General features: G+C 66.0%; 9 protein-coding genes. 4 read left to right on the plus strand and 5 right to left on the minus strand.

The window, feature by feature from the left end:
* A complete protein-coding gene (gene ccoO / locus ABE528_RS04820; RefSeq protein WP_054884101.1) occupies positions 1 to 609 on the minus strand; it encodes a cytochrome-c oxidase, cbb3-type subunit II in 609 nt (202 codons plus the stop codon).
* A 13-nt stretch (positions 610 to 622) separates the two neighbouring features.
* Complete coding sequence (gene ccoN / locus ABE528_RS04825; RefSeq protein ID WP_152958922.1) at positions 623 to 2047, minus strand: cytochrome-c oxidase, cbb3-type subunit I; 1425 nt, start codon at positions 2045 to 2047, stop codon at positions 623 to 625.
* A gap of 51 nt (positions 2048 to 2098) precedes the next feature.
* Between ccoN and ABE528_RS04830 the strand changes: the two genes are divergently transcribed.
* On the plus strand, positions 2099 to 2791 hold the full coding sequence (locus ABE528_RS04830) for an alpha/beta family hydrolase (RefSeq protein ID WP_346652345.1): 693 nt from the start codon (positions 2099 to 2101) through the stop codon (positions 2789 to 2791).
* Positions 2792 to 2846: 55 nt separating this feature from the next.
* On the opposite strand, the gene ABE528_RS04835 is transcribed toward ABE528_RS04830, so the two are convergent.
* Complete coding sequence (locus ABE528_RS04835; protein WP_152958924.1) at positions 2847 to 3131, minus strand: pyrimidine/purine nucleoside phosphorylase; 285 nt, start codon at positions 3129 to 3131, stop codon at positions 2847 to 2849.
* Positions 3132 to 3207: 76 nt separating this feature from the next.
* Entirely contained in the window at positions 3208 to 3759 is a 552-nt protein-coding gene (locus tag ABE528_RS04840; protein WP_152958925.1) for an exonuclease domain-containing protein, read from the minus strand.
* A 163-nt stretch (positions 3760 to 3922) separates the two neighbouring features.
* Between ABE528_RS04840 and ABE528_RS04845 the strand changes: the two genes are divergently transcribed.
* Together ABE528_RS04845 and ABE528_RS04850 are read left to right on the plus strand one after the other, a co-directional pair.
* Positions 3923 to 4723, plus strand: coding sequence for a transporter substrate-binding domain-containing protein (locus ABE528_RS04845; protein ID WP_152958926.1), 801 nt, complete (start codon positions 3923 to 3925; stop codon positions 4721 to 4723).
* Between the two features lie 64 nt (positions 4724 to 4787).
* Positions 4788 to 5801 carry a GNAT family N-acetyltransferase gene (locus tag ABE528_RS04850; RefSeq protein WP_346652346.1) on the plus strand — a complete coding sequence of 338 codons (1014 nt, stop codon included), beginning with the start codon at positions 4788 to 4790 and terminating at the stop codon, positions 5799 to 5801.
* A gap of 87 nt (positions 5802 to 5888) precedes the next feature.
* Here the strand turns inward: ABE528_RS04850 and ABE528_RS04855 are convergent, their stop codons facing one another.
* Entirely contained in the window at positions 5889 to 6419 is a 531-nt protein-coding gene (locus tag ABE528_RS04855; protein ID WP_079229034.1) for an RNA polymerase factor sigma-70, read from the minus strand.
* Between the two features lie 295 nt (positions 6420 to 6714).
* On the opposite strand from ABE528_RS04855, the gene ABE528_RS04860 reads away from it, so the two are divergent.
* Complete coding sequence (locus ABE528_RS04860; RefSeq protein ID WP_346652347.1) at positions 6715 to 19656, plus strand: non-ribosomal peptide synthetase; 12942 nt, start codon at positions 6715 to 6717, stop codon at positions 19654 to 19656.
* Positions 19657 to 19774 lie beyond the last annotated feature (118 nt).

The following is a 19774-nucleotide window of genomic DNA, read 5'->3' on the forward strand; positions in this document are numbered from 1 at the left end:
TTACCTCTTGTTCTTGATGGCGGTGCCGAGCACCTGCAGGTAGGCGACCAGGGCGTCCATCTCGGTCTTGCCCTTGACCGCATCACGGGCACCGGCGATGTCCTCGTCGGTGTACGGCACGCCCAGGGTGCGCAGGGTGCGCATCTTGGTGTCGGTGTGGCTGTTGTCGACCTTTTCGGCGACCAGCCACGGGTAGGACGGCATCTTCGACTCCGGTACCACGTTGCGCGGGTTGTACAGGTGCGCGCGGTGCCAGTCGTCCGAATAGCGGCCACCCACGCGGGCCAGGTCCGGCCCGGTGCGCTTGGAGCCCCACAGGAACGGGTGGTCCCAGACGCTTTCGCCCGCGACCGAGTAGTGGCCGTAGCGTTCGGTTTCGGCGCGGAACGGGCGGATCATCTGCGAGTGGCAGCCGACGCAGCCTTCGCGGATGTAGATGTCGCGGCCTTCCAGTTGCAGCGCGGTGTAGGGCTTCATGCCTTCGACCGGCTTGTTGGTGACGTCCTGGAAGAACAGCGGGACGATCTGGGTCAGGCCGCCGATGCTCACGGCAAACACCATCAGCAGGGCCAGCAGGCCGACGTTTTTCTCGATGACTTCATGTTTCATCAGGCAGGTCTCCTCAAGCCAGCTGGGCGTTCGCAGGGGCGGCGTCGAGCGCCGGCGAACGCACGGTGCGCCAGGTGTTCCAGGCCATCAGGAACATGCCGCTGAGGAATATCGCGCCGCCAACGAAGCGCACGATGAAGCCTGGGTGGCTGGCCACCAGGGTTTCCACGAACGAGTAGGTGAGCGTGCCGTCGCTGTTGACCGCGCGCCACATCAGGCCCTGGGCGATGCCGTTGACCCACATCGAGGCGATGTACAGCACGGTGCCGATGGTTGCCAGCCAGAAGTGCGCGTTGATCAGGCCGATGCTGTGCATCTGCTGCTTGCCGAACACTTTCGGGATGGTGTGGTACAGCGCGCCGATCGAGATCATCGCTACCCAGCCGAGGGCGCCAGCGTGCACGTGGCCAATGGTCCAGTCGGTGTAGTGGGACAGGGCGTTGACCGTCTTGATGGCCATCATCGGGCCTTCGAAGGTGGACATGCCGTAGAACGCCAGCGACACCACCAGGAAGCGCAGGATCGGGTCGCTGCGCAGTTTGTGCCAGGCGCCCGAGAGGGTCATCATGCCGTTGATCATGCCGCCCCAGCTTGGCGCCAGCAGGATCAGCGACATCACCATGCCCAGCGATTGCGCCCAGTCCGGCAGCGCGGTGTAGTGCAGGTGGTGCGGGCCGGCCCAGATGTACAGGGTGATCAGTGCCCAGAAGTGGACGATCGACAGGCGATAGGAATACACCGGGCGCTCGGCCTGCTTGGGCACGTAGTAGTACATCATCCCGAGGAAGCCGGCGGTGAGGAAGAAACCTACCGCGTTGTGGCCGTACCACCATTGCACCATGGCGTCGGTGGCGCCGGCGTAGACCGAGTACGACTTGGTCAGGCTGACCGGCAGTTCCAGGTTGTTGACGATGTGCAGCAGCGCCACGGTGAGGATGAAGGCGCCGAAGAACCAGTTGCCCACGTAGATGTGCTTGGTGGTGCGTTTCATCAGCGTGCCGAAGAACACGATGGCGTAGCTCACCCAGACGATGGTGATCAGGATGTCGATCGGCCATTCCAGCTCGGCGTATTCCTTGGAGCTGGTGTAGCCCAGCGGCAGGGTGATGGCCGCCAGCAGGATCACCAGTTGCCAGCCCCAGAAGCTGAACGCGGCCAGTTTGGGCGCGAACAGGGTGGTCTGGCAGGTGCGTTGCACCGAATAATAGGAGGTGGCGAACAGCGCGCAGCCGCCGAAGGCAAAGATCACCGCATTGGTATGCAGGGGTCGCAGGCGGCCGAAGCTGGTCCAGGGGAGGTCGAAGTTGAGGGAAGGCCAGGCGAGCTGGGCGGCGATGAAGACACCGAGCCCCATCCCGACGATTCCCCACACCACCGTCATGATGGCGAATTGGCGGACCACCTTGTAGTTATAGGCGGTACTGCTGGTTGTGTTCATGTATGGGTTCCCATCCACGGTTATTTTGGCAGGCTTTACAGCGAGGCAAGCATGAGTAATGGGCAAAGTGCCGGTATTGACGGGGATCAATGGGCGCAAGTCGGAAATGTCCCAGGCTTGCGCTGCGATCCTCCGCGAATGGGCGGCGAGGGCAGTGCGTGCGCGTGCCTGATCCTGGCCCATGGCGCGGGTGCGCCGATGGACAGCGAGTTCATGGACGAAATGGCGCAAAGGCTCGCGGCGCTTGGGGTCGGGGTGGTTCGCTTCGAGTTCCCCTACATGGCCGAGCGGCGCAACGGCGGCGGCAAGCGGCCGCCCAATCCGCAGAAGGTGCTGCTGGAATGCTGGCGCGAGGTGTACCGGCAGGTGCGACCTTTGGTCACGGGCAGGCTGGCCATTGGCGGCAAGTCGATGGGCGGGCGCATGGCCAGCCTGCTGGCCGATGAACTGGGGGTGGATGCGCTGGTGTGCCTGGGCTATCCGTTCTATGCGGTGGGCAAGCCGGAGAAGCCACGGGTCGAGCACCTGGCCGAGCTGAAGACGCGCACGCTGATCGTGCAGGGCGAGCGCGATGCGCTGGGCAATCGGGAGGCGGTGGAGGGGTATGCGCTGTCACCGGCTATCGACGTGAGCTGGCTGGTGGCGGGGGATCATGATCTGAAGCCGCTGAAGGCTTCGGGGTTCAGCCATGAGCAGCACTTGCAGGCTGCGGCCGAAAAAGTGGAGGGTTTTCTGAAGGATTAATGCTGGCTTCTTCGCGGCGGCTCGACGCCGCGAAGAAGCCAGTGCGGGCTAACGCTTAGTCGCGGTACTCGCACAGGTAAGCGGTATCCACTTTCACCTGCAGCTGGAACTTGCTGTCGGCCGGCACGTTGAACGTGTCGCCAGCGTTGAAGGTTTCCCAGTTGTCGCTACCCGGCAGCTTCACGGTCAGGGCGCCGGACACCACGTGCATGATCTCGCGCTTGGCAGTGCCGAACTCGTATTCGCCCGGGGCCATCACGCCCACAGTGGCAGGGCCTTCATCACCGGCGAAGGCGATCGACTTGACGGTGCCGTTGAAGTACTCGTTGACCTGGAACATGGGCGACTCCTGAAAGAATGGGGGGTGAAAAAGGGCTGGCCAGTATGCCCAAGCCCATTGGCCCCGTCATCTGCTTTCAGGTGCCGTTCGCAGGCAGGCTCAAGGGCAGCAGGCGTGCGGTGTTGCGCGCATCTTCCAGGGCCCGGTGCTGCTGCCCGCAGAAGTGCATGCCCGCCAGTTGCAGCGCGCCATTGAGCCCGGCCGGGCGCTGCAGGTGGCGAGCCTTGGCGAAGCGCTGCTTGAGGTTGATGTGCGGCAGCTCGCGCAGCAGGCTGTCGACTTCATGCTGGCGCCATTCCTGCAACAGCTGCTGGCGGTCATAGTCGCCCCAGCTGACCCAGGCTTGCAGCTGCCCGCGGTGGTGCCCCAGCCAGCGCTCGAAACGCTCCCAGACCTCGGGGAAGGCCGCGGCACTGTCGACACTGGCCTGGCTGATGTGCGTCAGCTCGCGGCAGAACGGTGTCAGCTGCGGCCGCCGCCGGGGCCGCACGAAGCGCTGGAAGTGGTCCACTTCACGGCCTTCGCGGGTCACCAGGCTGGCGCCGATTTCAATGATTTCCATCTCCGTGACCGGCCAGCCACCGTCATCGGTGGTGGCTTCCAGGTCGATCACCAACCAGTGGCCCATACCAGGCTCCCTCGCCAAACATGCCAAAGCAGCGTAGCCAATGTCTGGCCTTACGGCATCCCCTGGCAAAATGCCCTTACTTTGGCATAACCAGCAGTTGTGCAGTGCCGGGAAAACGCCTAGCTTAAGCGCATCCAGGTATGAACCGTGATGAGCGTCCGCTTTGACTCCAGCGCCCGGCCTGAAGCTAATCTCCACTCTGATGCTGCTGGCTGCGGCCTGGCTGGCGCTGCCAGCGTGGGCCGTCGAGGCCATCGAGGTGAAGATCGGCGCTGCGCATTTCCCGCCTTATACCGTGCGCCCGGAGCAGGGCGCCGACACCGGTTTGCTGCCCCAGTTGGTCGAGGCATTGAACCGCATGCAGTCGGACTACCGCTTCATCCTGGTGCCGACCTCCATCCAGCGGCGCTTTGGTGATTTCCAGCAAGGCCGCACCGACATGGCGATCTTCGAGAACCCCGAGTGGGGCTGGCAGCAGATTACCCACCAGGCGGTGGACATGGGCCTGGAGGATGCCGAAGTGTTCGTTGCCAGGAAAACCAGCGGTCGCGATCAGCATTATTTCGACAGTTTGAGCGGTAAGCGTCTGGCGCTGTTCAACGGCTATCACTATGCCTTTGCCAACTTCAACTCCGACCCCAACTACCTGCGCAAGACCTACAACGCAACGCTGACCTACTCCCACGACAGCAACCTGCTGATGGTCCAGGCCGGTCGCTCCGACATTGCCCTGGTGACGCGCTCCTACCTGAGCGACTTCCTGGCCCGCAACCCCGACAGCCTCAGCCAGCTGATCGCCTCGCAGCGCATCGACCAGGTTTATCACCACTATGCCTTGCTGCGTCCCGGTGCCCCGATCACCGACCATAAGTTCGCCGAGCTGCTGCGCCACCTGCGCGACACGGGCGAACTGACGCGCATCTTCCAGCCCTACCGGATCACCGTCGCCGCGCCGAACGACTAAATTCCCCAGGCATGGGCACGTCATCAGAAGTGAGCCTTTCTTTATGACTTCGTGAGCCAAGACCATGCCGTTCGATGCCGCTTCGCAGCCTCTGTCTTTACCCCGCTGGCGCAGCCTCGATGCCGAGGAAGATGACCGCCGGTTGAGCCTGACCCTTGAAGGGCAGCCATTGATTCAGCTGCGACTGGAGCCGGGCGATACGCTGCAAGTGCATGTGCAAAGCCTGTGTTCGGAGCGCCCGCAGCAAGCGCTATGGGCTGCCTGCTATTGGCTGCTGTCACGTGATCCGGCTCGCCAGCGCCTGGCCGTGCACCTGCCGTCCAGCGTGCCGCAGGCTTTGGCCAGCGGTTTGTTGCTGGCCGGCGAAGTCGCCGGGGTCTACCTGTGTGAGCGCGCGCTGTTCTGGCAGTTGCCGCAGCCGTGGCTGGTGGCTTCGAACAGCGGTGCCTATCCGCAGCAGATGCAGTTCAGCAACGGCAAGCGCCACCCGCGCCGGGCACCCAAGCCGCGTGGCGAGGTGTATCGCCGGTTCGATGCGCGGCTGGGCGCCTGGGTGTCGTTGCGTACCCTGGAAGTCGACCAGGATCTGGAGCGCTTCAACCGCTGGCAGAACCACCCCCGGGTGGAGAAATTCTGGCAGGAGGCGGGCTCGCTGGAGCAGCACCGCGCGTACCTGACCAAGCTCGAAGCCGACCCGCACACCCTGACCCTGATCGGCTGTTTCGATGATCAGCCGTTCGCCTACTTCGAAGCGTACTGGGCCAAGGAGGATCGTATTGCGCCGTTCTATCCAGCCGACGATTATGACCGTGGCATCCACATGCTGGTGGGGGAGGAGGCACACCGGGGCCCGCATAAGGTCGCCAGCTGGCTGTCGGCGCTGGTGCACTACCTGTTCCTGGACGACCCGCGCACCCAGCGCGTGGTGGCTGAGCCCCGTGCCGACAACGGCAAGATGATCGGCTACATGCACGACCAGTGTTTCCATTGCGACAAGGAATTCGACTTCCCGCACAAGCGCGCGGCATTGATGATTCTGGGGCGGGAGCGGTTCTTCGAGCGTTGCAAGCTGGTGTAGCTGCAAGCCTCAAGCTGCAAGTGTGATTGGCGGTAGACCGCTGTTTCTTGCAGCTTGCAGCTTGCAGCTTAGAGCTTGCAGCTTCTGTCAGGCCTGCCGGTTGGCAGTCTTGCGACAATGCACCAGGGCATCGCGAATCATGAAGTTGACCAGGGTCGGCGAAACCCCCAGTTCCTTGGCGATGTCCTTCTGCGGCACGCCATGCAGGCGATACATCTCGAAGGCATAGCGGGTGCGCTGGGGCAGTTCGTTGAGCGCCTCGGCGATGTGTTCGAGCGCCGCCAGGTTGATGTGCGTGGCTTCGGGCGAGGCGTTCGGGATGACCACGTTCAGGCCTTCCTCTTCGCTGCCGGAATACTTCAGCTCCATGGCCTGCTTGCGGTAATGGTCGATGGCCAGGTTGCGCACGATCTGGAACAGGTAGCTGAGCTGCGCCTTGAACGACGAGGTGATCTGCGGGGCGGCGCTGAGCCGGAAGAAGGCATCCTGCACCACGTCCTCGGCGCGCGAGCGGCAGCCGGTGATGCGGGCTGCGATCTTGACCAGGATGCTGCGGTTGTCGACGAATGCCTGGAGTAATGGTGAATCGCACTTACTTGTGGATAGTTGTTCCGCCATGGAAATCACCTTGTCTCGAACGGGGAAGGGAGCACCCCTTGAAGGGAAGCTGCCTACGACGTGCGACAAACTATTCAGAATGATAATGATTGTCAAATACGAAAGTTAATGAGTTTCTATTAGTTTCAGTTCTAAGGTGAACCGCGTGATGCAGTTCACCTTGCGCCCCTGCTTACACGGCTAATTTCCCGCCGCGCCCATCCGTTCCCCTGTGTACATCCGGCCGCTGCCGCTACCCGCCGACCTTGTGCGGGGCAGCCAGCCCGACTTAACCAGACACTGGCAGGAACCCCCCATGACGGACGCCTTCGAACTCCCGCTCTCGCTGGTCCAGGCCCTGGCGCAACGCGCCGCGCAGACCCCGGACCGCATCGCCCTGCGCTTTCTGGCCGATGCCCCCGGCGAGCAGGCCGTGCTCAGCTACCGCGACCTGGATGCCCGTGCGCGCACCATCGCCGCGGCGTTGCAGGCCCGCGCCAGCTTCGGCGAGCGGGCCGTGCTGCTGTTCCCCAGCGGCCCGGACTACGTGGCGGCGTTCTTCGGTTGCCTGTACGCCGGGGTCATTGCCGTGCCGGCCTATCCACCGGAGTCGTCACGCCGCCATCACCAGGAGCGCCTGCTGTCGATCATCGACGATGCCGAACCGCGCCTGCTGCTGACCGTCGGTGCGCTGCACGACAGCCTGCAGGGTCTCGAAGCCCTGGCCGGCGACCACGCGCCTGAACTGCTGGCAGTGGATGCGCTTGATCCGGCATTGGCCGAGCGCTGGCGCGAGCCGGTGTTGAATGCGCACGACATCGCCTTCCTGCAGTACACCTCCGGCTCCACCGCACTGCCCAAGGGCGTGCAGGTCAGCCACGGCAACCTGGTGGCCAACGAGCAACTGATCCGCACCGGCTTTGGCATCGACCTCAACCCGGACGATGTGATCGTCAGCTGGCTGCCGCTGTACCACGACATGGGCCTGATCGGCGGGCTGCTGCAGCCGATCTTCAGTGGCGTGCCGTGCGTGCTGATGTCGCCGGGCTACTTCCTCGCCCGGCCGTTGCGCTGGTTGCAGGCCATCAGCGAGTACGGCGGCACCATCAGCGGCGGGCCGGACTTCGCCTACCGGCTGTGCAGCGAGCGGGTCAGCGAGGCGGCCCTTGCCGGCCTCGACCTGAGCCGCTGGCGTGTGGCCTATTCCGGCTCCGAGCCGATCCGCCAGGACAGCCTCGCCACCTTCGCCGACACCTTCGCCGCCTGCGGCTTCCAGCCGGGCAGCTTCTTTGCCAGCTATGGCCTGGCCGAAGCCACCTTGTTCGTCAGTGGCAGCCGCCGTGGCCAGGGCATCGGCGCGCTGGAACTGGACAGCGATGCGTTCGCCGCCAACCGTGCCGAAGCCGGCAAGGGCAGTGTGCTGATGAGCTGCGGCTACCCGCAGCCTGGGCACGCGGTGCGCATCGTCGAGCCGCAGCAACTTGAAGTGCTGGGCGACAACCAGGTCGGCGAGATCTGGGCCGGCGGCCCGAGCATCGCCCGGGGCTACTGGCGCAACCCTGAAGCCACGGCGCGCACCTTCGTCGAAAGGGATGGCCAGACCTGGTTGCGGACCGGCGACCTCGGCTTCATGCGTGACGGCGAAGTGTTCGTCACCGGTCGCTTGAAGGACATGCTGATCGTCCGCGGCCAGAACCTTTACCCGCAAGACCTGGAAAAGACCCTGGAGCGTGAGGTCGAAGTGCTGCGCAAGGGCCGGGTGGCCGTGTTCGCCGTCGACGACCAAGGCGAGGAGGGCATCGGCGTGGCGGTGGAAATCAGCCGCAACGTGCAGAAGGCGGTCAAACCCGAGGCCCTGATCAAGGCCCTGCGCCAAGTGATCGCCGATGCCTGTCGCCAGGCACCGGCGGTGGTCCTGCTGCTCAACCCGGGTGCATTGCCCAAGACCTCCAGCGGCAAGCTGCAGCGTTCGGCCTGCCGCCTGCGCATGAATGATGGCAGCCTGGATTGCTATGCACGCTTCCCCGTGGCTGCCGGGCCGGTTGCAGAGACAGCAACCGGCGACGACCTGCAAGCGCGCATTGCGGGTATCTGGCGCGAAGTCCTCAAGGTCGAGGCGGTTGCCGTTGACGACCACTTCCTGCTGCTGGGTGGCAACTCCATCGCCGCTACCCAGGTCACTGCGCGCCTGGCTGATGAGCTGGGTATCGCGCTGAGCCTGCGGGCTTTGTTCGAGGCGCCGACACTGGCCGAGTACAGCGCTGCGGTGGCCGCCATCCTTGCTGAAGGGGCTGGTGAGCCCACCGCTATCACGGCGCTGCACCGTGGCCAAGCCTTGCCGCAGTCGCTGGCACAGAACCGCCTGTGGCTGACCTGGCAGCTTGAGCCGCAGTCTGCGGCCTATAACATTCCTGCCGGCCTGCACCTGCGCGGCGAGCTGGATGAGCCCGCGCTTGAAGCAGCGTTCCAGGCGTTGGTAGCGCGCCACGAGTCGCTGCGTACGGTGTTCAGCGAAGAGGACGGACAGGCGTTGCAGCGTGTCCTGCCGGAGCAGCCGTTCAGCCTTCAGCGCCTGGACCTGGAAGGGCTGGCGCCCGAGCAGGTGGCCTTGCGCCGCGAGCAAGAGGCGCAACAGCCCTTCGACCTGACCCAGGGCCCGCTGCTGCGCGTGACCCTGGTGCGCCTGGATGACGAAGACCATCAGCTGTGGGTGACCTTGCACCACATCGTCGCCGATGGCTGGTCGCTGAACATCCTGCTCGACGAGTTCGCCAAGCTGTATGCCGCCCGTTGCCAGGGCCAGGACGCCAAGTTGCCGGCGCTGACCCTGGGTTACGCCGACTACGGCAGCTGGCAGCGCCAGTGGCTGGCCGAGGGCGAAAGCGCCCGTCAGCTGGCGTACTGGAAAAGTGCATTGGGCGATGCCTTGCCGGTGCTCGACCTGTACCCGGACCAGCCGCGCTCCAGCCAGCACCAGAACCGCGCCGCGCGCTTGAAAGTAAAAGTGCCGGCCAGGCTGGCCGATGCCCTCAAGGGCCTGGCCCGCGAACAGCAGGCCAGCCTGTTCATGGTCTTGCTGGCCGCCTGGCAAGGCCTGCTGCACCGCTACACCGGCCAGGGCGACATCCGTGTCGGCGTGCCCAATGCCAACCGCCCACGCCAGGAAACCCAGGGTATGGTCGGCTTCTTCATCAACACCCAGGTGCTGCGTGCGCAGCTGGATGGCCGCCTGCCGTTCGCCCAACTGTTGGCCCAGGTGCGCGGCGCGACCCTCGACGCCCAGGCCAACCAGGACCTGCCCTTCGAGCAATTGCTCGAAGCCCTGCCCGACGCGCGTGAGCAGGGCCTGTTCCAGGTCATGTTCAACCACCAGCAGCGTGATCTTTCGGCGCTGCGCCGCCTGCCGGGCCTGCTCGCCGAAGAGCTGCCATGGCACAGCCGCGAAGCCAAGTTCGACCTGCAACTGCACAGCGAAGAGGACCACCAGGGCCGCCTGAGCCTGGCCTTCGACTACGCTGCCGAGCTGTTCGACGTCAGCACCGTCAAGCGCCTGGCCCAGCACCTGCTGGCGCTGCTTGAGCAAGTCTGCGCGCAACCGTTACTGCCGCTGGGCGACGTGCAACTGCTGGATGAGCAGGGGCGTCAGCAACTGCTCGCGTGGGGTGAGGCACCTGCGCCTGCCCCGCAGCGCCTGCTGGTCGAGCAGCTTAACGAACAGGCGCGCCTGACCCCGGAGCGCACCGCCCTGGTCTGGGAGGGTGGCAGCCTCGACTACGCCGAACTGCATCAGCAGGCCAACCGCCTGGCGCACTATCTGCGCGACAAAGGCGTCGGCCCCGACACTTGCGTGGCCATCGCGGTCGAGCGTTCGCCGCAACTGCTGGTTGGCTTGCTGGCGATCCTCAAGGCCGGCGGCGCCTATGTGCCGCTGGACGTCGACTACCCGGCCGAGCGCCTGGCCTACATGCTTGGCGACTGCCAGGCCAGCCTGCTGCTCAGCCATAGCAGCCGGCTCGGCACGCTGCCGCAGGTCGACGGCGTCAGCGCCATCGCCCTCGACCAGCTGCACCTGGACAGCTGGCCAAGCCAGGCGCCGGGCCTGCACTTGCACGGCGACAACCTGGCCTACGTGATCTACACCTCCGGCTCCACCGGCCAGCCGAAGGGCGTGGGCAACACCCATGCCGCCCTGGCCGAGCGCCTGCAGTGGATGCAGGCCCGCTATGCGCTGGATGAAAGTGACGTGCTGATGCAGAAGGCGCCGATCAGCTTCGACGTGTCGGTGTGGGAGTGCTTCTGGCCGTTGGTCACCGGCTGCAAGTTGGTGCTGGCCGGCCCCGGCGAGCACCGCGACCCGCAGCGCATCGCCGCGCTGGTGCAGCAGCATGGCGTGACCACGCTGCACTTCGTACCACCGCTGCTGCAGGTGTTCGTGCAGGAGCCGCTGGCCGCTGGTTGCAGCAGCCTGCGCCGGCTGTTCTCGGGCGGCGAGGCGCTGCCATCGAACCTGCGTGACCGTGTGTTGCAGCTGCTGCCACAGGTGCAGTTGCACAACCGCTACGGCCCGACCGAAACCGCCATCAACGTTACCCACTGGCATTGCCAGGCCGGCGATGGCGAGCGTTCGCCGATCGGTCGCCCGCTGGGCAACGTGCTCTGTCGGGTACTGGACGATGAGCTTGAACTGACCGCGCCTGGCGTACCAGGCGAGCTGTATCTTGGCGGTGCCGGCCTGGCCCGTGGCTACCTGGGCCGCCCTGGCCTGACCGCCGAACGCTTCGTGCCCCAGGCTGACGGCAACGGCGCACGCCTGTACCGCAGTGGCGACCGCGCCCGCTGGCAGGTGCAGAGTGAAGCCCTGGAATACCTCGGTCGCCTCGATCAGCAGGTCAAGGTGCGGGGTTTCCGCGTAGAGCCGGAAGAAGTGCAGGCGCGCCTGCTGGCTCAGCCGGGTGTCGAACAGGCACTGGTGCTGATTCACCAGGACGCGGTCGGTGCACAGCTGGTCGGTTACTACAGCGGCAGCGCACCGTCCGAAGTCTTGCTGGCCGCCTTGGCCAAGCAATTACCGGCGTACATGGTGCCGGCCCAACTGATCGGCCTGGAGCACATGCCGCTGGGCCCGAGTGGCAAGGTCGACCGCAAGGCGCTGCCCGCACCGGTCTGGCAGCAGCGTGCCCACGTCGAGCCACAGACCGCGCTGCAGCAGCAGGTCGCGGCCATCTGGCGCGAGGTGCTGAACCTGCCGCAGGTCGGCTTGCACGACGACTTCTTCGCCCTCGGTGGTCACTCGCTGCTGGCCACCCAGATCGTCTCGCGCACCCGCCTGGCCTGTGATGTCGAGCTGCCGCTCAAGGCGCTGTTCGAGGCCAGCGAACTGGCCGCGTTCTGTGAGGAAATCGCCCGTATCCGCGCTGCCGGCGAGCGCAACCAGCAAGGTGAAATCGCCCGGGTTGACCGCCGCCAGGCCGTGCCGCTGTCGTACTCGCAGCAGCGCATGTGGTTCCTCTGGCAGATGGAGCCGGGCAGCCCGGCCTACAACGTTGGCGGCATGGCGCGTTTACGTGGAACGCTGCATGTGGATGCCTTCGAACGCGCCCTGCAGGCGCTGATCGTGCGCCACGAGACCCTGCGTACCACCTTCCCCAGCATCGATGGCGTGCCGTACCAGTGCGTGGCCGACGACAGCGGGCTGCAACTGGACTGGCAGGACTTCACGGCCCTGCCGGCCGATAGCCGTCAGCAGCACTTGCAGCAACTGGCTGACGACCAGGCCCACCAGCCATTCGACCTGGAGCGCGGCCCGCTGCTGCGCGCCTGCCTGGTCAAGACCGAGGACCGTGAACACTACTTCGTGCTGACCCTGCACCACATCGTCACCGAAGGCTGGGCCATGGACATCTTCGCCCGCGAGCTGGGCGAGCTGTACGAAGCCTTCGTCGATGACCGCGAGTCGCCACTGGCGCCGCTGCCAGTGCAATACCTGGACTACAGCGTGTGGCAGCGGCAATGGCTGGAGAGCGGCGAGGGTGCACGCCAGCTGGCCTACTGGAAAGACCGCCTGGGCGATGAGCACCCGGTGCTGGCGCTGCCCGCCGACCGCCCGCGCCCGGCCGTGCAGAGCCACCGTGGCGAGCTCTACCGCTTCGACCTCGACCCGGCCCTGGTTGCCCGCGTGCATGCCTTCAACCACCAGCGTGGGCTGACCCTGTTCATGACCATGACCGCCACGCTGGCCGCGTTGCTGCACCGCTACAGCGGCCAGCGTGACCTGCGCATCGGCGCGCCGGTGGCCAACCGTATCCGCCCGGAAAGCGAAGGCCTGATCGGCGCCTTCCTCAACACCCAGGTGCTGCGTTGCGAGCTGGACGGGCAAATGACCGCCGCCGCCTTGCTCGACCAGGTACGCCAGGCCGCCATCGAAGGCCAGTCGCACCAGGACCTGCCGTTCGACCAACTGGTCGAGGCCCTGCAACCGCCACGCAGCAGCGCCTACAACCCGCTGTTTCAGGTGATGTGCAACGTGCAGCGCTGGGCCTTCCAGCAAAGCCGCCTATTGGCCGGCATGCAGGTGGATTACCTGGTCAACGACGCCAGCGCCACCAAGTTCGACCTGTACCTGGAGGTCACCGACCTCGACGGCCGCCTGGGCTGCTGCCTGACCTACAGCCGCGACCTGTTCGACGAGCCGCGCATCGCGCGCATGGCCGAGCACTGGCAGCAGCTGTTGGTCGGCCTGCTCGACAACCCGCAGCAGCGCCTGTGCGAACTGCCGATGCTGGCCGATGCCGAGCAGCAGGTGCTGATCGGCCAATTGCAGGGCGAGCGGGACTTCGCCCTCGACCAGACGCTACATGGCTTGTTCGCCGCCCAGGCGGCACGCACGCCGACTGCCGGTGCGCTGACCTTCGCCGGCCAGCACATGAGCTACGCCGAGCTCGACCGGCAGGCCAACCGCCTGGCCCGTGCCCTGCGTGAGCGCGGGGTCGGCCCGCAGGTGCGGGTGGGCCTGGCGCTGGAGCGCTCGCTGGAGATGGTGGTCGGCCTGCTGGCCATTCTCAAGGCCGGTGGCGCCTATGTGCCGCTCGACCCGGAGTACCCGCTCGACCGCCTGCGCTACATGATCGAGGATAGCCGCATCGGCCTGCTGCTCAGCCAGCGTGTGTTGCTCGAAACCCTCGGTGAATTGCCTGACGGGGTGGCACGCTGGAGCCTGGAAGACGATGCCGCGAGCCTGTCGGCCTACAGCGATGCGCCGCTGGACAACCTCAACCTGCCGCAGCATCAGGCTTACCTGATCTATACCTCCGGCTCCACCGGCAAGCCCAAGGGGGTGGTGGTCAGCCACGGTGAAATCGCCATGCACTGCCAGGCCGTGATCGACGCCTTCGGCATGCGCAGCGATGACTGCGAGCTGCACTTCTATTCGATCAACTTCGATGCCGCCAGCGAACGCTTGCTGGTACCGCTGCTGTGCGGCGCCCGTGTGGTGCTGCGTGCCCAGGGCCAATGGGGCGCCGAGGACATCTGCCAGCTGGTGCGCGAGCAGCAGGTCAGCGTGCTCGGCTTCACCCCTAGCTATGGCAGCCAGCTGGCCCAGTACCTGGCCGGGCAGGGGGAGCAGCTGCCGGTGCGGCTGGTGATCACCGGCGGCGAAGCGCTGACCGGCGAGCACCTGCAGCGTATTCGCCAGGCCTTTGCCCCGCAGCAGTTGTTCAACGCCTATGGCCCCACCGAAACCGTGGTCATGCCGCTGGCCTGCCTGGCGCCGCAGGTGATGCCTGCCGACGCCGGCAGCGTGCCGATCGGCCGGGTGATCGGTGCCCGCACCGCCTACATTCTTGACGAGGACCTGGCCCTGCTGCCGCAAGGCGGTATTGGTGAGCTCTACGTCGGCGGCGCCGGCCTGGCCCAGGGTTACCATGACCGCCCAGGCCTGAGCGCCGAGCGGTTTGTCGCCGATCCGTTCAGCCGTGACGGCGGGCGCCTGTACCGTACCGGCGACCTGGTGCGCCTGCGTGCCGATGGGCTGGTGGAATACGTCGGCCGTGCCGACCAGCAGGTTAAGATCCGCGGCTTTCGCATCGAGTTGGGCGAAATCGAAAGCCGCCTGCAGGAACATGCCGATGTCGACGAGGCCGTGGTCCTGGCCCTCGACCTGCCGGGTGGCAAGCAGCTGGTCGGTTACCTTGTTTGCCAGCAGGCCACTGCCGACAGCGAGGCTCAGTCCAGGCTGCGCGAAGCGGTCAAGGCCGATGCCCGTCAGCATTTGCCCGACTACATGGTGCCTGCGCACCTGGTGCTACTCGACCGCCTGCCGCTGATGGGCAACGGCAAGCTCGACCGCCGCGCACTGCCAGCGCCGGACCTGGAGCAGGCGCGCCAGCATTACCAGGCCCCGGCCAATGAGCTGGAGGCGCAGTTGGCGCAAGTCTGGCGTGAAGTGCTCAACACGTCCCGCGTGGGTGTACAGGACAACTTCTTCGAACTGGGCGGCGACTCGATCCTGTCGATTCAGGTGGTCAGCCGTGCGCGCCAGCTGGGCTTGCAGTTCACCCCGCGCGACCTGTTCCAGCACCAGACCATCCAGACCCTGGCTGCCGTGGTCAGCCGCAGCGTGGCGCCGAGCAGCATCGAGCAGGGCCCGCGCGAGGGGCGCAGCGGCCTCACGCCGATTCAGCACTGGTTCTTCGACAGTGGCGTGGTCCAGCCGCAGCACTGGAACCAGGCAGTACTGCTGGAGGCGCGTCAGCCCCTGGACCGTGCCCCCCTTGAGCAGGCCCTGGCCGGGCTGCTGGCGCACCACGACAGCCTGCGCCTGCGCTTCACTCAAGGGCAGGCGGCCTTCGCTACGGTATCTGCCGAGCAACTGTTGTGGACTGCCACGGTCGCCGATTTCGACGGCTGCCAGGCGCTGTATACCGACGTACAACGCAGCCTTGACCTGGAGCGCGGCCCACTGCTGCGTGCCTTGCTGGTCAGTGACGGGCAAGGTGCCCAGCGCCTGTTGCTGGCGATCCACCACCTGGTGGTCGATGGCGTGTCCTGGCGCGTGCTGCTCGAAGACCTGCAGGCGCTGTATCGCGGCCAGCCACTGGCGGCCAAGACCCACGCCATGGCCGACTGGGCCGCGCGCCTGGCCAGTTACGCCGGCAGCGATTCGCTGCGCGACGAACTGGGCTGGTGGCAAGGCCAGCTCGGCAGCGTGCGTCACGAGCTGCCATGCGATCACCCGCAAGGTGGCAACCTGCACCGGCATGCCGACACCCTGGCCATCGCCCTGGACGCGGAGCAGACCCGGCAGTTGCTGCAACAGGCCCCGGCGGCCTACCACACCCAGGTCAACGACCTGCTGCTGACCGCGCTGGCCCGCACCCTGTGCCGCTGGAGCGGTGATCAGGAAGTGCTGGTGCAGCTCGAAGGCCACGGCCGCGACGGCCTGTTCGAGGACATGGACCTGACCCGCAGCGTCGGCTGGTTCACCAATGCCTACCCGCTGCGCCTGAACCCGCAGGCTGGCGACGACGATGCTGCGCGTGCCACCTCGATCAAGCACATCAAGGAACAACTGCGTCAGGTGCCGCACAAGGGGCTGGGCTACGGCGTGCTGCGTTACCTGGGCGATGCTGCCAGCCGCGAAAGCATGGCGGCGCTGCCCCAGGCGCGCATCACCTTCAACTACCTGGGCCAGTTCGACCAGCAGTTTGACGAGGCCGCCTTGTTCCAGCCGCTGGATGCACCGGCAGGCCTGGCTCACGATCTGGATGCGCCGCTGCCGAACTGGCTCAGCATCGACGGCCAGGTCTTTGGCGGTGCCTTGCAACTGCGCTGGACCTACAGCCGTGAACGCTACGACGCGCGGACCATCGAGCAGTTGGCCGAAGCCTATCGCCAGGAACTCCTGGCACTGGTCAGCCACTGCCTGGTCGATGGCAACGGCAGCTTCACGCCCTCGGACTTCCCGCTGGCGCACCTGAGCCAGCAGCAGATCGACGCGCTGCCGGTACCCGCCGCGCAGATCGAAGACGTCTACCCGCTGACGCCGATGCAGGAAGGCATGCTCTTGCACACCCTGCTGGAGCCGGGCACCGGCCTGTACTACATGCAGGACCGCTATCGCATCAACAGCACCCTCGACCCGCAACGTTTCGCCCAGGCCTGGCAGGCCGTGGTGGCGCGTCACGAAGCGCTGCGCGCCTCGTTCAGCTGGAACGCTGGCCAGACCATGCTGCAGATCATCCACAAGCCGGGCAACACGCCGCTGGACTATCAGGACTGGCGCGGCCTTGATGAAGCGGCCCAGGAGGCGCGCCTGCAAGCCCTGCACAAAGTGGAGCGGGAGGCAGGCTTTGCCCTGCTGCAGGAGGCGCCGTTCCACCTGCGCCTGGTGCGGGTTGATGACCAACGCTACTGGTTCATGATGAGCAACCACCACATCCTCATCGATGCCTGGTGCCGTTCGTTGCTGATGCACGATTTCTTCGAGATCTACCAGGCCCTCGGCGAAGGCCGCCAGGCCCAGTTGCCGGTGCCGCCGCGCTACCGCGACTACATCGGTTGGCTGCAACGCCAGGACATGGACGAAGCGCGCAGCTGGTGGCAGGCCAACCTGGCCGGCTTCGAACGCGCCACAGCGCTCCCCAGCGACCGCCCGCTGCGCAACGAGCACGCCGGTGACGGCATGGTGGTGGGCGACTGCTACACCCGCCTGGAGGTGAGCGACGGGGTGCGCCTGCGCGAACTGGCCCAGGCCCACCAGCTGACCATCAACACCTTCGCCCAGGCGGCCTGGGCGCTGGTGCTGGCGCGCTACAGCGGCGACCGCGACGTGGCCTTCGGCGTGACCGTGGCCGGGCGCCCGGTGAGCCTGCCGCAGATGCAACGCACGGTCGGCCTGTTCATCAACAGCATCGCCCTGCGCGTGCAACTACCTGAGCCGGGCCAGCGCCGCAGCGTGCGCCAGTGGCTACAAGGCGTGCTGGAACGCAACATGGAGCTGCGTGAGTACGAGTACCTGCCGCTGGTGGCGATCCAGGAATGCAGCGAACTGCCCAAGGGCCAGCCGCTGTTCAACAGCCTGTTCGTGTTCGAGAACGCCCCGGTGGAAACGGCGGTGCTCGACCATGCCCAGCACCTCAATGCCACTTCCGACTCGGGCCGTACCCACACCAACTTCCCGCTGACGGCGGTGTGCTATCCGGGCGATGACCTGGGCCTGCACCTGTCATTCGACCAACGCTACTTCGACTACCCGACCGTCGAGCGCCTGCTGGCCGAGTTCAAGCGCCTGCTGCTGGCGCTGGTGCAAGGCTTTGCAGGGGAGGTGAGCGAGTTGCCGTTGCTGGGCGAGGACGAACAGCGCTTCCTGCTCGACGGCTGCAACCGCACCGAGCACGCCTACCCGCTGGAGCAGAGCTATGTGTCGCTGTTCGAAGCGCAGGTGGCTGCGCACCCTGAGCGAACCGTCGCCCGCTGCCTTGACGCGTCTTATGACTACGCCGGGCTGAACTTGGCGGCCAACCGTCTGGGCCATGCTTTGGTCGCCGCGGGCGTGGCCATCGACCAGCCGGTCGCCTTGCTGGCCGAACGGGGCTTGCCGTTGCTGGGCATGATCGTCGGCAGCTTCAAGGCGGGCGCCGGCTACCTGCCGCTGGACCCGGGGCTGCCGTCGGCGCGGCTGCAGCGCATCGTCGAACTCAGCCGCACGCCGGTACTGGTGTGCAGCGCGGCCTGTGCCGAGCAGGCGCGTCAGTTGCTGGATGAACTGGCAGGTGTGGCGCGGCCGCAGTTGCTGGTGTGGGAAGAGGTGCAGGGCAGCAGCATCGCCAGCCACAACCCAGGCATTCACAGTGGGCCGGACAACCTGGCCTACGTGATCTACACCTCCGGCTCCACCGGGCTGCCCAAGGGCGTGATGGTCGAGCAGCGCGGGATGCTCAACAATCAGCTGAGCAAGGTGCCGTACCTGGCCTTGAGCGAGCACGACGTGATCGCCCAGACCGCCTCGCAGAGCTTCGACATTTCGGTCTGGCAGTTCCTTGCCGCGCCGTTGTTCGGCGCCCGGCTGGAGATCGTGCCGAACGCCATCGCCCACGACCCGCAAGGCTTGCTGGCGCATGTGCAGGCCACTGGCATCACGGTGCTGGAAAGCGTGCCATCGCTGATCCAGGGCATGCTGGCCAACGATCATCAGGCGCTCGATGGCCTGCGCTGGATGTTGCCGACTGGCGAAGCGATGCCGCCGGAGCTGGCTGCGCAGTGGCTGCAGCGTTATCCGCAGATCGGCCTGGTCAATGCCTACGGGCCGGCGGAGTGCTCGGATGACGTGGCCTTCTTCCGCGTCGACATGGCCTCGACGCGCGGCAGCTACCTGCCGATTGGCACGCCGACCGACAACAATCGGCTGTACCTGTATGGCGAGGACCAGGCCCTGGTACCGCTGGGGGCGGTGGGTGAGGTGTGTGTGGCCGGCACTGGTGTCGGTCGCGGTTATGTCGGCGACCCGGTGCGCACGGCACTGGCCTTCATCCCGCACCCGCACGGGGCACCGGGCGAACGCCTGTACCGTACCGGTGACCTGGCACGGCAGCGCCCGGACGGGGTGCTCGAGTATGTCGGGCGCATTGACCACCAGGTGAAGATCCGCGGTTACCGTATCGAGCTGGGCGAGATCGAGGCGCGCCTGCACGAGCAGGCCGAGATTCGTGATGCGGCGGTGGGGGTGCAGGAGGGGGTCAATGGCAAGCATCTGGTTGGCTACCTGGTGGCACACCAAGGTGTGGTTGCCGACGCCGCGCTGCTGGAGCTGGTCAAGCAGCGCCTGCGTGCGGAGCTTCCGGAGTACATGGTGCCGCTGCACTGGGGCTGGTTCGCCAGCCTGCCGCACAACGCCAACGGCAAGCTTGATCGCAAGGCGTTGCCGGCCATCGAGATTGGTGGGCAGCACTGCCAGGACTACCTGGCGCCGCGAGATGAGCTGGAGGAGGTGCTGGCCGGTATCTGGGCCGATGTGCTCAAGGCCGAACGGGTCGGGGTGCATGACAACTTCTTCGAGCTGGGCGGGCATTCGCTGCTGGCCACGCAGATCGCTTCGCGGGTGCAGAAGCAGTTGCAACTGAACGTGCCGCTGCGGGCGATGTTCGAGTGCAGCACGGTGGAGGCGTTGGCCGAGTATGTGCGCGGGTTGCAGGGTAGCGAGGTGGATGAGGCGAAGGCTGATCGGCTTAGTGATCTGATGGCTGAGCTGGAAGGGCTTTAAGTTGATTGGCTAGCCTGTGCTGGCCCTTTCGCGGGTAAACCCGCGAAAGGGCCGGAACAGGCAACCGAGGTATCAGCGCTTGCCTAGAATCTTGCCAAGGAACTCCCGCCGCGGCGCC

It is taken from the genome of Pseudomonas sp. TWI628 (genome assembly GCF_039673865.1).
Lineage (GTDB): Bacteria > Pseudomonadota > Gammaproteobacteria > Pseudomonadales > Pseudomonadaceae > Aquipseudomonas.